Annotated in this window: 11 protein-coding genes; 4 read left to right on the top strand and 7 right to left on the bottom strand. The window is 72.1% G+C overall.

Features of this window, described 5'->3' with window-relative positions; genetic code table 11:
* Nucleotides 1–102 precede the first annotated feature (102 nt).
* A complete protein-coding gene (locus tag OGH68_RS09780) occupies nucleotides 103–2,232 on the top strand; it encodes an FG-GAP-like repeat-containing protein (RefSeq protein ID WP_264242963.1) in 2,130 nt (709 codons plus the stop codon).
* A gap of 94 nt (nucleotides 2,233–2,326) precedes the next feature.
* Here OGH68_RS09780 and OGH68_RS09775 read toward each other — a convergent pair whose 3' ends face one another.
* Nucleotides 2,327–4,261, bottom strand: a complete 1,935-nt coding sequence (locus tag OGH68_RS09775; protein WP_413471099.1) for a hypothetical protein — start codon at nucleotides 4,259–4,261, stop codon at nucleotides 2,327–2,329.
* 139 nt (nucleotides 4,262–4,400) lie between these two features.
* A complete protein-coding gene (locus tag OGH68_RS09770; protein ID WP_264242962.1) occupies nucleotides 4,401–5,201 on the bottom strand; it encodes a tyrosine-protein phosphatase in 801 nt (266 codons plus the stop codon).
* Nucleotides 5,202–5,372: 171 nt separating this feature from the next.
* Between OGH68_RS09770 and OGH68_RS09765 the strand changes: the two genes are divergently transcribed.
* A complete protein-coding gene (locus OGH68_RS09765) occupies nucleotides 5,373–5,930 on the top strand; it encodes a hypothetical protein (RefSeq protein WP_264242961.1) in 558 nt (185 codons plus the stop codon).
* A 161-nt stretch (nucleotides 5,931–6,091) separates the two neighbouring features.
* Here OGH68_RS09765 and OGH68_RS09760 read toward each other — a convergent pair whose 3' ends face one another.
* From OGH68_RS09760 to OGH68_RS09745, 4 genes are all read right to left on the bottom strand, one after another.
* Nucleotides 6,092–7,651: a DUF1996 domain-containing protein gene (locus tag OGH68_RS09760; RefSeq protein WP_264242960.1), complete on the bottom strand. Its 1,560-nt coding sequence runs from the start codon at nucleotides 7,649–7,651 to the stop codon at nucleotides 6,092–6,094.
* A gap of 141 nt (nucleotides 7,652–7,792) precedes the next feature.
* Nucleotides 7,793–8,455 carry a LuxR C-terminal-related transcriptional regulator gene (locus OGH68_RS09755; protein ID WP_264242959.1) on the bottom strand — a complete coding sequence of 221 codons (663 nt, stop codon included), beginning with the start codon at nucleotides 8,453–8,455 and terminating at the stop codon, nucleotides 7,793–7,795.
* Nucleotides 8,440–9,690, bottom strand: a complete 1,251-nt coding sequence (locus OGH68_RS09750; protein ID WP_413471098.1) for a sensor histidine kinase — start codon at nucleotides 9,688–9,690, stop codon at nucleotides 8,440–8,442. Before OGH68_RS09750 ends, OGH68_RS09755 begins: the two co-directional genes overlap by 16 nt.
* A gap of 184 nt (nucleotides 9,691–9,874) precedes the next feature.
* A complete protein-coding gene (locus tag OGH68_RS09745) occupies nucleotides 9,875–10,867 on the bottom strand; it encodes an NAD-dependent epimerase/dehydratase family protein (RefSeq protein WP_264242957.1) in 993 nt (330 codons plus the stop codon).
* 117 nt (nucleotides 10,868–10,984) lie between these two features.
* Here OGH68_RS09745 and OGH68_RS09740 point away from each other — a divergent pair, with 117 nt between their 5' ends.
* Both OGH68_RS09740 and OGH68_RS09735 read left to right on the top strand, forming a co-directional pair.
* Complete coding sequence (locus OGH68_RS09740) at nucleotides 10,985–11,581, top strand: hypothetical protein (protein ID WP_264242956.1); 597 nt, start codon at nucleotides 10,985–10,987, stop codon at nucleotides 11,579–11,581.
* A 46-nt stretch (nucleotides 11,582–11,627) separates the two neighbouring features.
* Nucleotides 11,628–13,070, top strand: coding sequence for a PepSY-associated TM helix domain-containing protein (locus OGH68_RS09735; RefSeq protein ID WP_264242955.1), 1,443 nt, complete (start codon nucleotides 11,628–11,630; stop codon nucleotides 13,068–13,070).
* A 93-nt stretch (nucleotides 13,071–13,163) separates the two neighbouring features.
* Here the strand turns inward: OGH68_RS09735 and glnII are convergent, their stop codons facing one another.
* Entirely contained in the window at nucleotides 13,164–14,195 is a 1,032-nt protein-coding gene (gene glnII, locus OGH68_RS09730; protein WP_264242953.1) for a glutamine synthetase, read from the bottom strand.
* Nucleotides 14,196–14,353 lie beyond the last annotated feature (158 nt).

Below are 14,353 nucleotides of genomic sequence, written 5' to 3'. Positions count from 1 at the left end.
GCCCCGGTGCCACACACCGGCGCGGGCCGGCGCACAGGACCGCAGTCCGCCGAGACGGGACGCATCCGATCAGGGCCGCGCCCCGGCACACATCGAAGGAACATGACCTTGTCGAGGACATCACCACGCGCAGCAACGATCGCCATGGTCGCCGCTGCGCTCACCGCGAGCACGCTGCTTGCCACGCCCGCTCAGGCGGTCGTGGGTGACGCGGCGCCGGACGGGCAGTACGCGTTCACCGCGAAGGTGGACATAGGTGCCGGTAAGAGATCTTGTTCGGGTGCGCTGGTCGCGCCGCAGTGGATCGTGACCGCCGCGAGCTGTTTCGCCGCCGATCCGCAGCAGCCCGGTACCGTCGCGGCGGGGAAGCCGTCCGAGCGGACGGTCGCCACGATCGGGCGTACGGATCTGACCGCCACGGGCGGGCATGTCAGTGACGTCGTGGAGCTCGTGCCGCGGGCCGGGCGCGATGTCGTCATGGCGCGCCTGGCGAAGCCCGCGTCCGGTATCGCGCCTGTCGCGTTCGCGCAGACCCCGGTCGCCGTCGGCGAGACCTTGAAGGTCGCCGGTTACGGCCGTACCGCCACCGAGTGGGTGCCGGACAAGCTGCACACCGCCCGGTTCACCGTCGACTCCGTGGCCGGCGAGACGGTCGGCATCAGCGGTGCGACCGCGTCCGACGCCATCTGCATGGGCGACACCGGCGGTCCCGCCTTCCGCGAGAAGGACGGCAAGGTCGAGCTCGTCGCCGTCAGCAGCCGCTCCTGGCAGGGCGGATGCCTCGGCACGGACGAGACCCGCACCGGCGCCCTCTCCGCCCGCGTGGACAACATCGCCATCGGCTCGCGCCTGCCGGCAGGCAAGGTGATGACCGCGGGCGACACGCTCACCTCCAACTCGGCCAAGGTCTCCATGCTGGCCGACGGCAACCTGGTCGTCACCTCCAACGCCGGCAAGACCCTGTGGTCCACCGGCACCGCGGGGAACGCCGGCGCCACCGCCCGCCTCGACGCCACCGGCAACCTCGTGGTGCTCGCCGCGGACGGCACGACGAAGCTGTGGGAGTCGAAGACCACCGCCGCGGGCGGCTCGGTGGTCCTCCAGGACCGCGGCAACTTCGTCGTGTACGACGCCCAGGGCGTGTCCCGGTGGAGCAGCGGCACCGCCATCCGGCACGACTACGACGCCGACGGCCGCAGCGACATGGCCGACTGGTACGACTACGGCGACGGCAGCGACAAGCTGCACACCTTCGCCACCGAGACCGACGGCGGGTTCAAGGCGCCCATCCACGCCTGGAGCCGTGCGGCCGGCGGCTGGTGGGCGGAGAACATGAAGCGCACCACCGGCGACTACAACGGCGACGGCATCTCGGACGTGGCCGCCGCCTATGGCTACGACGACGGCCGGGTGACCCTGTTCACCTGGCTCGGCAAGGGTGACGGCAACTTCGCCGAGCCGTTCGCGTCGTGGAAGGTCGCCGCGGGCAACTGGAACTTCGAGAACTTCGACATCTACAGCGGTGACTTCGACGGCGACGGCCGTGACGACGTGGCCGCCTGGTACGACTACGACGCGGGCAACGACCGGCTCTTCACCTTCAAGTCCAGGGCGGACGGCGGCTTCAACGCGCCCGTCGCCTCCTGGGAGACCCCGGCCGGCAACTGGTGGTACGCGCACGTCAAGCCCGCCGTCGGTGACTTCAACGGTGACGGCCGCGACGACCTCGCCGCCTTCTACGGCTACGACAGCGGCGAGATGAAGCTGTGGACGTTCACCACCGACGCCAACGGCGGCTTCAACTCGCCGGTCAGCTCCTACACCAGCGCCACGTGGGGCAGCCGCGACCGCACCACCATTCACGCCGGTGACTTCGACGGCGACGGCCGTGACGACGTGGCCGCCTGGTACGACTACGCCGACGGTCACGACGCGATCCACGTGTGGGCCGCCGACGCCAAGGGCACCTTCCCGACACGCATCGAGGCATGGTCCACCCCGGACGGCAACATCTGGCGCGACAACGTCGAACTCGTCACCGGTGACTACAACGGTGACGGGCGCGACGACTTCGGCGGGATGTACGGCTACGACGACGGCCGCGTGAAGATGTTCACCTGGACCGCCGCAGGCGCGGGCAAGCTGAACGGGCACGTCGGCAGCTGGAGTGCCCCGACGGGCAACTGGACCTTCGACCGGGCCCACTTCATCGAGCGGTACAACCAGAACTGACCGCCCAGCGGTCCGGCGGCGCCGTCCTGTGCCAGCGCACGGGGCGGCGCCGCTGCCGTTGGCCCCCCTCGAAGGCCGGCCGCGAGGCCGCCGGTCAGCGCAGAGAGCCCACCGGAGTGCCGTCGGCGAGACGGCCGTTCAGCTCGGGCCGGGCACCCGCGTGGGCGCGGACCGCGATGGTGTTGCCCGCCGCCCCGCCCTCCACCCCGTCGCCGAGGACGCTGACCGAGGCGAGCCGCCGGCTGCCGGCCGCCAGCACGTACCACTGGCCCGCTCGCGACTGCCACAGCACCCCCGCGAGCACCAGGGGCTCGCGCACCCCGCACGCCGGGGAGGCCTCCGCCCGCGCCACCACCGTGCCCGGAGCACCAGGACGGGCGGGCGCCTGGAAGTGGGCCAGGACCCTGCTGTCCGTACCCCGCCAGGTCTCCGCGCGCGTGCAGACCCAGGCGGCCGTGCCGTTGGCCTCCGGCAGCCGCTGCCGGGCGTACCGCCACGAGTTGACGCTGCGCACGCCGTGCGCCCGCACCCCCGGCAGCAGACAGGCCGTACGCGCCCAGGCCGCGCGCGCCGCGGCGCCCGCGACCTCGGCGGGGGCGCCGGGCGGGCCGTAGGTCAGGTGCGCGGGTGTCAGCTCGCCGAGGTCCGTCACCAGCGCCGTCGTCCTGCCGTCCGTCAGTTCCAGCGCTTGCCACGACCGGCACTCCCGCCTCTGGGCGGGGCTCGGCAGCCGTTCGGTGAGTCCGCTCGCGTCCCGCCGGAGCGGCCGCGGCCCGCCGTCCGGATCGAGGAGGTCCCGCACCGAGACGCCGCGCACCCAGGGTGCCGTCAGATAGCGGACGTACGCCTGCGAACGCCCGGCCACGAGCGCGCCGGACCCGGCGGCGTCCGCACCGTCCGTGCGGGCGAAGTCGAGGGCCACGCCGTTCGGCGCGGCCCCCGGCCTGGCCGGCTCCGCGTAACGGACGACGCGCAGCCCGTCGTACAGCACGACCACACGGGCGCGGCCCACGTCGCCCGCGTACAGCAGGTGCGGCGGGCCCGGCGGGGGTCCCGACGGTGTCCCGGGCGTCGCGCTGACCCGGACCGCGTCATCCGGATCCGCCCAGGCGGCGAGCGCCCGCCGCAGCAGGGGCCGGTCCCGGGTGAGCGGCCCCCGGGCCGGCCACACCGAGAAGTCCCTGCGGACGGACTCCTGCCACGCCGTGGCCGGGATCCGCACCAGCCTGTCCGGGTCGAGCGCCGCCTGCACAGCGGCGTCACCGGTGTACGGCCCGCTCCGCACGTCGCCCTCCCCGCCGCCCGGCAGCAGGAGCAGCGTCCCGCACACCGCGAGCGCCGCGGCGGCGACCACGGCCGCCCTGGCGTGCCGACGGCGGCGCAGCAGATCGGTGGGCCGCACCTGGAGTGAACAGGCGTCGAACTCGGAGGAGCCGAGCAGGTCCGCGCCGCCCCGTTCGTCCCGTACCCCGTCGGCCTCCGCCAGCGCCCCCTCGGGGTCCGCCGCCCCCGCCCGCTCCAATACCTCACGCACCTCACGGTCGGACAGCTTCTCCAGGGCGCGCAGCACGTACGCGGCCCTGGCCGGCCCGGACAGGGCCGACAGGCGCTGGTCCAGGGCGAGTTCGCCCGCACCGCCGGACCGTGGGAAGACCCGCACGCCCCACATGTGCGGCAGCAGCGGCGGGAACTGCGCCCGCCGGGGCCGTGCCAAGCGCCGCAGCGGCAGCGACGCGTCCAGCGCCTGGCGCACCACCCGGTCCCGCAGATACGCGTAGCCGGGGTCGCGGGCCCCCTCGGGGCGGCGGGCGCGAGGAACGGCCGGTGCGCCCGCGCCGGCCGCGGTGTCGCCACGGGGCAGCGACCGCTGCACGAGGGCATGGGCGGTCAGTACGCGCCGGCCCTGGCCGAGGGACGAGGGCAGCACCAGGTAGGCGATCCGCACAAGACGCGGGTAGTGCTCGACGAGCACCGCCTCCGCCTGTCCCACCCCGGCCTCCGCACCGGCCCCTGCCTCGGTGCCGGACACCGGGCCGAAGGCGTCCGTCGTGGAGGCGCCGGTCGTGGAGGGGCCGGCGAACGGGTCCGGGGAATCGTGTGGGCGCACGTTCAGCAGAACGAGCGAATCGTCCTATGGTCACCCGGCGCGGCAGGGGGTACGGGACGAGTCAGTCCTCCACGACGAGCCGCTCGCGGATGCGCCTCAGGGCGGCGGACGTGATGCCGAGGCCCTCACGGACGTACTTCTCCATGGAGCCGTACCGGGCGTCGACCTCGTCCAGGGCTGCCGCCAGATAATCGGGCACCACACCGATGATCGACAGGGCCGTCTCCGGCTGCCCGCCCTGCAGCGTGAACCCCTCGACCAGCGGAGCGAACGCCTCGCGCACCGCCGCATTGACCGACATGTACTCGGCCTCGACGGTCGCCGGCGTCGCACCGAGCAGAGTGAGCACGATGGTCGCCGCCCATCCCGTGCGGTCCTTCCCGGCCGTGCAGTGGAACAGCAGCGGGCCCGCGTCGGGATCCGCGACCTCGTTCAGGAACGCCCGGTACGACGAGCGCGCCGACTCGGTCGTCACGAACGCCCGGTAGATGCCGGCGAACATCTCCAGCCCCCGGTCGCCGCCGAGCTCCTGCTCCGCGACGGCCGGATCGGCCAGCAGCCGCCGCAGCCGGGCGGCCGCCGGCATCCGGCCGGAGGCGACCTGGTCGGCCAGCACGTCCGCGAGCAGCAGCCGTCCGCCTTCCGGGAGCCGGTCGGGGCGGGCGTCGCGTTCCGCCCGGGTGCGGAAGTCGACGACGGTGCGGAGACCGAGGGCGGCGACGGCCGGGTCGGACGCGGCGTCCATCCGGTCGAGCTGTCCGGAACGGAACAGCAGACCGCTGCGCACCGACCGGCCGCCGGGCAGGGGCGTACCGCCGAGGTCGCGAAGGTTCGCGACGGTGGTGGAAGGGATCGCGTTCATGAGCGGACCCTAGGCCCCGCCGGGGGCCGCCGGGCGGCCGCGACACCACCCGGGCACTACCCGGCCACGTCGCCGGGGCTTTGAGCCGCGCGCCGACAACAGGGGGCTGAGGCGCGCACATTACCTATGGTTCGGCCGCGCGGGGAGGGGCCGGAGGGGCACCATGGCGGGATGCGGACGAGTACGAGCACGAGTACGACGACGGTTACGAGCACGACGACGAGCACCGGCGGACGGCGGGCGGCCCGGACGGCACTGGCAGTGGTGGTCCTGGTTCTGACGGCCGCCTGCGGAGCCGGCGACGACGGTGACGAGGGCGACGGGCGTGGCGGAGCGGAACAGCGCGGGGCGCAGGCGCCGAGCACGGCGACCGGAAGCCTGGAGGAACTCGCACGCCGGGCCGACTGCGAGCCGAACATCCAGACGGACGCGGAGGAACTGCGTCAGGCCAACTGCAGGACGGCCGACGGCAAGTACGTCCTCGCGACCTTCAGCACCGACCGCGGCCAGCGCGAGTGGATCAACGAGGCGAACGACTACGGCGGCACGTACCTGGTCGGGCGCCGATGGGTCGCGGTCGGCGACGAGCAGGTCGTCGCGGCCCTCCGCGGGCGGCTCGGCGGCGAGGTAGAGACCGGTGCGCAGCACGGCTCGAGCGGCGGCGAGAACGGCGGCGAGGACGGCGGCCATGAAGGGCACGGAACGCACGGAGCGCACGGCAGGAACTGACCTACCGCACTGACACACACGCACGCCACCACCGGGCCGGTCCGGGTGCTCCCGCACCGGCCCGGGAAAGGCGGCGCCGTCCGTCGTCCGTCCGCAGACGGGAAGAGGCCGGGCCGGCCCGGGAGAACCCCCGGCCGGCCCGGCCTCTCGCGCTCAGCGGATCACTGGCAACGACGGCCGTCGTTGATGCAGTCCACCATCTCGTCCATCAGGTCCTCGTTGAAGACGTTGATGAAGTCACCGTGGTCGGTGATCGGCTTGTGCAGCTGCTCGGGGAACGAGTCGACCGCGAAGACCGAGGCGTTCTGGCCGTCGAAGACCGGCGGCGGCACGTCGTAGACGATCCGCTGCACCAGCTGCGGGATGGCCCGGAAGCCGTCGGGGCAGCTGCCGTCCTCCTCTGCGAAGGCCACATGGGTGCGGTGGTTCGCGCTGTCGGTGTTCTGGCCGTCCCAGCAGCTCTGGAACTTGAAGCTCCGCACGACCTGGCTGCCTTCGGGACAGATCGGATACTTGTCCTTCAGCTGACGGTCCTCGAATCCGGTGCAGCTCCAGGAGGCATTGGCATTCGCGTCGCCGTTGGTGAAGGACTTGGCGTCACCGGTGATGATGCGCAGGAATTTCGGCATCGCGGTGACCTTGCTGCGCGGATTGCCCTCGAAAGTCAGCGTGACGTCCGACGGTGTCTGGATCTCACCGACGTTCTGGTCGTTGCCGCCACCGTCCTCACCGGCGTCGAACTCGTTCTGGCCGTTCTGCAGCCGCAGCACGGGCCAGTAGTACGTCGACTTGTCGCCCTGGTTGTTGCAGGTGGTGTCCCCGTTCGCGAAATCGTCGTCGCTGGCGAAGGCGTCATTGGCCTGGTTGCCGACGTAGTCGTGCATATGGTGCGCGCCGTTGCTGACACCCGGGGCGGCGATGACGTTGTCGGAATTGAACTTGCCGTTCTCGTTCACGCCGCATTCGGTGGTGAAGGTGCCCCGGGAGGCGCCCCGGAACTTGCGCGGGTTCTCGACGTTCGGCTCGACGGACTCGATCTCGACGAAGTCGTCGGCCACGGGGCCGTTGCCTGCCTGGCCGCCGTTGTCCTCGTTCCCGCCGTTGTCGCCGTCCCCGTTGTCCTCGTTCCCGCCGTCCCCGTTGTCGTTGCCGTTGTCCTGGTCGCCGCCGTCCTGGCCCTGGTCCTGGCCTCCCTGCTCCTGGTCGCCGTCGTTGTCCTGACCGTCGTTCTGGTCGTTGTTCTGGTCCTCGTCGCCGCGCAGTGTGCACGGTGCCGTCGCCTCCAGGCCCTGAGGGCGTTCGGCCGAGCGGTCGATCAGTGCGACGATCCGCTGGATGATCACCAGCCGTTCGTTCCTCAGTGGCGCCAGAATCTGGTTCTCCGCGAAGGTGCGGTCGCTCTGCACCCGCTCCTTGTTGTCGGCGAACCGCTGGTAGTACGTGGTGATCTGGTTGTCCAGGGTGGCCAGTTCGCGGTCGACGGCGAACCGCTGGTCGTCGGGTATCTCCTCGATGGAATTGACGACTTCCGGGCAGTCGATGGTGGAGACCGACCCACCCGCACTCTGGGTTCTCGGCCCGTTCCGGTCGCCGCCCCAGCTTTCATGGGCGGAAGCGTAGAAATTGGCCGCGACCAGCCCACCCCCGCCCAGAAGGAGGGCAGCCGAAGCAGCGATCGCCCGGTTCGCCAGCGTTGAGCGTTTTCTCGATGTGCGTCCCATGGAACTCCAATCCCGGGGGAGGGAAGTAGCGCGTCGTTCCATACGGGCACCGTCGGCGGGGCGTTCAGCGGTGTGCGGAAATTGTAGAAGTCGCCGGTGTCAAAACCGTTTGGACTCTGCCGAAAACGGGCACCTCGCCGCTCAGCCCTGCACCGTCCGCCCGTGGTCGAGATAGGCGAGCACGGCGAGTACCCGGCGGTTGTCGTCGTCGGACACCGGCAGGTTCAGCTTGGCGAAGATGTTCGACGTGTGCTTGGCCACCGCCCGTTCGGTCACCACCAGCCGTTCCGCGATCGCCGCGTTCGAACGGCCCTGCGCCAACAGATCCATGACCTCCAGCTCACGTGGTGTCAGGCCGCCCATGGGCTTGTCGTGCGAGCGCCGCGACAGCAACTGCGAGATCACCTGCGGATCCATCGCCGTCCCGCCGGCCGCGACCCTGCGCACCGCGTCGACGAACTGCTCCGCGTCGAAGACGCGGTCCTTCAGCAGATAGCCGACGCCGCCGGTCCCGTCCGCCAGCAGCTCCCGCGCGTACAGCTGCTCCACATGCTGCGACAGCACCAGCACCGGCAGCCCCGGTCTCGCCCGCCGTGCCGCCAGCGCGCACTGCAGGCCCTCGTCCGTGTGGGACGGCGGGAGCCGGACGTCGACGACGGCGACGTCCGGCTCCGACTCGGCGAGTGCCCTGCTCAGTTCCGGTCCGCTCTCCACGGCGGCCAGGATCTCGAAGCCGAACGCCTCGAGCATGCGGACCAGGCCGTCCCGCAGCAGGAACAGGTCCTCGGCTAGAACAACTCGCAAGGTATCTCCATGGTGACCATGGTGGGACCGCCCGCGGGACTGCTGACGGCCAGGACTCCGTCGAATGTACCGAGCCGCCGTTCGACACCGCTCAGCCCGGAGCCCGCCCCGGTCACCGCCCCGCCCTTGCCGTTGTCGGTCACCGAGATGCGCAGCGCGCCGTCGCTGCGGCTGATGTCCACCCAGATGCGGTCGGCGCCCGAGTGCTTCACGGCGTTGGTGAGTGCCTCGCTCACCGCGAAGTACGCGGCCGACTCGACCGGCGCGTCCGCACGAACCGGCAGGTCCACGTCCACCTCGGCCGGCACCGGCAGCCGCAGCGCCAGCGCCTTCACCGCGTCACCGAGGCCGCGTTCGGCGAGCACCGGCGGATGGATGCCGCGTACCAGGTCCCGCAGCTCCGTCAGCGCCTCGGCCGACGATTCACGTGCCTTGGAGATCAGCGCCTTCGCCTGGGCCGGATCCTTCTCGATCAGCGCCTCGATCGTGCCCAGGTTCATCCCCATGGCGACCAGCCGGGCCTGCGCCCCGTCGTGCAGATCCCGTTCGATACGGCGCAGTTCGGCGGCCGAGGAGTCCACGGCGTCGTGACGGGTCTCGGTCAGCCGGTCGATGCGCTGCTCGAGCTCCTTTGCACGGCTGGGGGTGAGCACCGCGCCGGCGAGCCGGAAGTGGGCGCGTACGAGAAGGGGATTGATGTGCAGCGCGAGAATTATCCAGGCGAGGCCCAACGGGGCGGCGAGGTGCGCCGTACCGTCCCTGACCGGCAGGAACGTGTACCAGTAGGTGCCCTGTGCCGTGACGATCGGCTCCCACAGCCCCGCCGCGAGCAGCAGCCCGAAGACGCCCTCCAGGATCAGTGCCGGCGCGAGGATCGCGCCGCCCGTCATGTCGGCCAGCAGCCACCGCATGTCCCGCCACGTCGCCGGGTCCTTCAGCATCTGCGCACAGCGCTCGACCCGGCCGACGAGGCCCTTGTGGGGGCGTCTCGGGAAGGGCCGGTAGTGGACCGGGATGCGGACCTTGGACCACTGCGCCGCCAGCAGCCGCCTGCGGGCCACATGGGTCCGCACCAGGCTCAGCAGCCCAGGGGTGGTGAACAGCCCCACCCCGATCGGGATCAGCGCGATCGACACCGTCGTCAGGGTGAAGAGCAGAACCGAGCCGATCAGCGCCGTCAGTGCGAGTGCCAGCCCTCGCGCACCGGCCACCACCGCGCCGCGTATCTTCGCCATCATTTCGGTTCCCCCTGGCCGTCCGGTCCCGGGCTCCAGTCTGGCGGGCCCCGTCCGGCGTTCGCACGGGTGCCGGCCACCGGACGCGGGGTGTATCCAGGTACACCGTCGACGGGTCGCACGCGGCGTCGCGCCGCCCTCGCACCCTGACGGCCGCCCCTCGCACCCCCGTCAGCGCCGCCCCTCACATCCCCTTCAGCAGCCGCTCCTCCACCTCCGGCGCCAGCCCCACCCGCGCGCGGTCGGGCCGTTGCGGCGCCGCGCCGCCCAGCGACACAAACCATTCCCAGGTGTCGCGGACGGTGTCGGCGACCGGGCGGCACCGCAGGCCCGCCGCCAGTGCCCGCTCCACGCCCACACCGTGCAGGGCGCCGTACCCCTCCTGCGTCGGCGGGATCCAGATCGGCAGATCGGTCCACGGCTCCACACCCGCCGCCAGCACCGTCTCCGCCGGCGTCCACCGCAGCCGCGCCGACGAGCCCGTCACCTCGGCACAGGTGTCGAGGAGTTCGCCCATCGTCGTGTGACCGGGCGCGCTCACCAGGTTGTACGGCCCGCTGCGTCCGGCCTCGGCCGCGTCGAGCGTCCACTCGGCCAGATCGCGGACGTCGACGTACTGCAGCGGCGTCTCCCGCGGCCCCGGGGCCAGCACGTCACCGCCGCGCGCGATCCGCCCCAGCCACCACGGCAGCCGGCCGATGTTCTCCCACGGGCCGAGGATCAGCCCCGAGCGCACCAGCAGTGAGCGCGTGTCCCCGAAGGCGGCCGACACCGCCAGCTCGCCGCCCCGTTTGGCCTCGGCGTACGGCACGTCCCCGGCGTCGGGCGAGCTGGGCACCGTGGCCGTGCTCTCGTCGTACCCGGCCGCCGGAGGCCAGACGTACACCGAGCAGCTGGAGATGTAGACGTACCGGCCGGCCCGTCCCGCGAGGAGCCGTGCCGTGTCCCGTACCGCCGACGGTGCGCCCGACCAGGTGTCGACGACGACGTCCCAGGTGCCCTCGGCGAGCGCCGCCAGGCCGCCTTCCGCGGTCCGGTCGCCGATCCGTACGGCGGCGCCTTCCGGCGCCGCGTGCCGGCCGCGGTGGAAGACCGTGACGTCCCACCCTCGGGCGAGCGCCGCAGCGGCCACCGCGCGTCCCGCGAACTGTGTTCCGCCCAGAATCAGAAGCCTCATGATTCCGACTCTGCCTCGCCGGACGGCGCGAAGGACAGCGGTTCTGCCGGCGGAATAAGGCCCGTACCCACGGTCACTCTCCCGGACGCGCCTCCCGGCTGGCAGCATGTGGCGACGATGACGGATGCCCGGTCGCCGATGCGCGTCCTGCGGGCCGCGCTCTTCGCGGCGGTGGCGGTCACCCTTGCCGCGACGGGGCATTCGTCCCTGTCACCGCACCACATACCGCCGGCCGCGCTGATCGCCGCGCTCGGTGCGACCGCCGCCGCCGGATGGCTCGCGGCCGGCCGCCGTCGCGGCGCCCGGTCCATCGGAGCCGGGCTGCTCACCGTGCAGGGGGCGCTGCATCTGATCTTCGCGGGCGGCGCACCCGCCGCCCCGCACCGGCACGGACACCAGCCGGCCACGGACGTCGTCGGCGACACCGGCATGCTCGCCGTGCACCTCGCCGCCGCCGCGGGCTGCGCACTGTGGCTGGCCCATGGCGAGGCTGCGTTCTTCCGCCTCACGCGCACCGCCTTCGCGTTCGCCTTCACGCCGCTGCGGCTGCTGCTCACCGTCGTACGCCTGCCGGAAGCAGGCTCCGCACCCCGCCCGGCCCCGCGACCGCGCCGCCGTCCCCACGGCTTTCTCCTCGACCACACCCTCGTGCGCCGCGGCCCGCCCGCACCGGCCGTTCCCCGTGCCACGGCCCCCGGAGCCGCTGCTGTCTGACCCGGGGGCCGCCTTCCCCATGTCGACACCGACTCCTAGGACCACCATGTCCATTGATGCCCCCGACCAGGGCACCACGCAGAATGCCGCCGGCACCGCCCCGGCCGCACCCACCCCCACCGGACCGGCCACCACATGGAGCGCGCTGCGCCCGCTCGTGCTCCGGCTCCACTTCTACGCGGGGCTGCTGATCGCCCCGCTGATCCTCGTCGCCGCCGTCAGCGGTCTGCTGTACTCGCTGTCGTTCCAGGCGGAGAAGTTCCTCTACCGCCATGAGCTCACGGCACCCGTCACCGGCCCGTCGCTCCCGCTGGAGACCCAGGTCGACGCCGCACGCGAGGCCGTGCCCGACGCCACCGTCACCGCCGTCTGGCCGTCGTACGAAGAGGGCGCGACCACCCGTGTCCTGATGAGCGCCCCCGGCGTGGCCGAGGACAGGTCGCTCGCCGTCTTCGTCGATCCGTACACCGCCGGGATACGGGGTGAACTCGTCTCGTACGGCAGCTCCGGCGCGCTCCCGCTGCGCACGTGGCTCGACGAACTCCACCGCGATCTGCATCTCGGTGACGTCGGCCGCCACTACAGCGAACTCGCCGCCGGCTGGCTGTGGGTCGTCGCACTCGGCGGGCTGCTGCTCTGGACCGGACGGCGCCGCCGCAGCAAGCGGGCCCTGCTCCTGCCCGAGCGCGGCGCCGAGGGCCGCCGCAGGATCCTGTCCTGGCACGGCTCAGTCGGCCTGTGGGCGGTCACCGGGCTGGTCCTGCTCTCCGCCACCGGCCTCACCTGGTCCCGTTACGCGGGTGAGAACATCGGCGCGGTCAAGGACCAGCTCGGCGGGGCCACCCCCGCCGTCTCCGCCGCGCTGGAGCCGGGCGCCGGCGGCGACGGCGGGCACGAGGGCCACGGCAGCGGCCACGGAACGGCGCACCAGGGTGCGGACGTCGGCATCGACAGGGCGGTGGCCGCCGCCCGGGCCTCCGGCGTCGACGGCAGGATCGCCGTGACCCTGCCCGCAGACGGCAAGGGCTATGTGGTCAAGGAGACCGACACCCAGTACCCGGTCCACCTCGACTCGGTCGCCGTCGACCCCGCCGACGGCCGCGTCGTCGACGAACTGCGCTTCGACGACTACCCGTTGCTCGCGAAGCTGACCCGCTTCGGCATCGACGCTCACATGGGCGTGCTCTTCGGTCTGCCGAACCAGCTCGCACTGGCCGCACTCATGGTCGCTCTGATCCTGCTCGTCGTGTGGGGCTACCGCATGTGGTGGCTGCGCAGGCCGACGAAGGAACGCAGGCTGAGCGCCGGCCGCCCGATGCCGCGCGGCGCATGGCGGAAGGCGCCCGTGACCGTACTGCTGCCGCTCGCCGCGGCGACGGCGCTGGTGGGCTGGTTCCTGCCGCTGCTCGGTATCAGCCTGCTGGTGTTCCTGGCCTGCGACATCGCACTCGGCGCCCTGTCGAAGGCCAGGACGCGCTCGATGACGTAAGGGACGTCGTGCAGCCAGAGGAGGGCGCCCGCCGTGACCGGCGGACGCCCTCCTCATCGGGCTCTCGTCGGGCCCTCATCGGGTCGCGGCTGCTCAGACCTGGCCGGCCTTCTCCAGCGCGGAGCAGCAGGTGTCCACCAGCAGGCGGGTCACCGTGTACGGGTCGACGTTGGCGTTCGGACGACGGTCTTCGATGTAGCCCTTGCCGTCCTGCTCGACCTGCCACGGGATACGGACAGAGGCGCCGCGGTCGGAGACGCCGTAGCTGTACTCGTTCCACGGGGCCGTCTCGTGCAGGCCGGTCAGACGGTCGTCGATGCCCGCGCCGTAGTTCTTGACGTGGTCGAGCGGCTTCGAACCCTCGCCGAGCGACTCGCACGCGGTGATGATCGCGGCATAGCCCTCGCGCATCGCCTTCGTCGAGAAGTTGGTGTGCGCACCCGCGCCGTTCCAGTCGCCCTTCACCGGCTTCGGGTCCAGCGTCGCGGAGACCTCGAAGTCCTCCGCGGTGCGGTAGAGCAGCCAGCGGGCCACCCACAGCTGGTCCGCGACCTCGAGCGGCGCGAGCGGGCCGACCTGGAACTCCCACTGGCCGGGCATGACCTCGGCGTTGATGCCGGAGATCCCGAGGCCCGCGGCGAGGCAGTTCTCGAGGTGCGCCTCGACGACGTCACGGCCGAAGATCTCGTCGGCGCCGACTCCGCAGTAGTAGCCGCCCTGCGCGGCCGGGAAGCCGCCCTCGGGGAAGCCGAGCGGACGGGAACCCTTGAAGAAGGTGTACTCCTGTTCGATGCCGAAGATCGGCTCCTGCGCGGCGAACCGCTCGTACACCTCGGCCAGCGCGGCACGCGTGTTGGACTCGTGCGGGGTCATGTCCGTGTTGAGGACCTCGCACAGCACCAGGATGTCGTCGCCGCCGCGGATCGGGTCCGGGCAGGTGAAGACCGGCTTGAGCACACGGTCCGACGCGTGGCCCTTCGCCTGGTTGGTGCTGGACCCGTCGAAGCCCCAGACGGGAAGCTCGGCGAGGCCCGCCGGGGAACCCGTCATGATCTTCGTCTTCGAGCGAAGCTTGGCGGTCGGCTCGGTGCCGTCGATCCAGATGTACTCAGCCTTGAAGGTCACGGGGTCTCATCCTTTGCGGGTGCAGCGGTATGCCGCGCAGCTTGGCAATGCGCGATTTCCCGGCCGTTGCCCGTTTGTGAACCCCGCGTTACGTGCGACATTCCCCGTTCACGACCGGCGGGCGCGGCGGGCTCTGCGGGCTGTTGGGGGGGTTGTGC

The organism is Streptomyces peucetius, from assembly GCF_025854275.1.
GTDB classification, from domain to species: Bacteria; Actinomycetota; Actinomycetes; order Streptomycetales; family Streptomycetaceae; genus Streptomyces; species Streptomyces peucetius_A.
The sequence above is the reverse complement of the archived record's forward strand: the minus strand, read 5'-3'. Positions and strand labels throughout refer to the sequence as shown.

Bases quoted from the DNA above. Each gene is read 5' to 3' on its own strand.
- OGH68_RS09780 (WP_264242963.1), top strand. From the start codon at position 103: ATGACCTTGTCGAGGACATCACCACGCGCAGCAACGATCGCCATGGTC.
- OGH68_RS09770 (WP_264242962.1), bottom strand. From the start codon at position 5,201: ATGAACGCGATCCCTTCCACCACCGTCGCGAACCTTCGCGACCTCGGC.
- OGH68_RS09765 (WP_264242961.1), top strand. From the start codon at position 5,373: ATGCGGACGAGTACGAGCACGAGTACGACGACGGTTACGAGCACGACG.
- OGH68_RS09760 (WP_264242960.1), bottom strand. From the start codon at position 7,651: ATGGGACGCACATCGAGAAAACGCTCAACGCTGGCGAACCGGGCGATC.
- OGH68_RS09750 (WP_413471098.1), bottom strand. From the start codon at position 9,690: ATGGCGAAGATACGCGGCGCGGTGGTGGCCGGTGCGCGAGGGCTGGCA.
- OGH68_RS09745 (WP_264242957.1), bottom strand. From the start codon at position 10,867: ATGAGGCTTCTGATTCTGGGCGGAACACAGTTCGCGGGACGCGCGGTG.
- OGH68_RS09740 (WP_264242956.1), top strand. From the start codon at position 10,985: ATGACGGATGCCCGGTCGCCGATGCGCGTCCTGCGGGCCGCGCTCTTC.
- OGH68_RS09735 (WP_264242955.1), top strand. From the start codon at position 11,628: ATGTCCATTGATGCCCCCGACCAGGGCACCACGCAGAATGCCGCCGGC.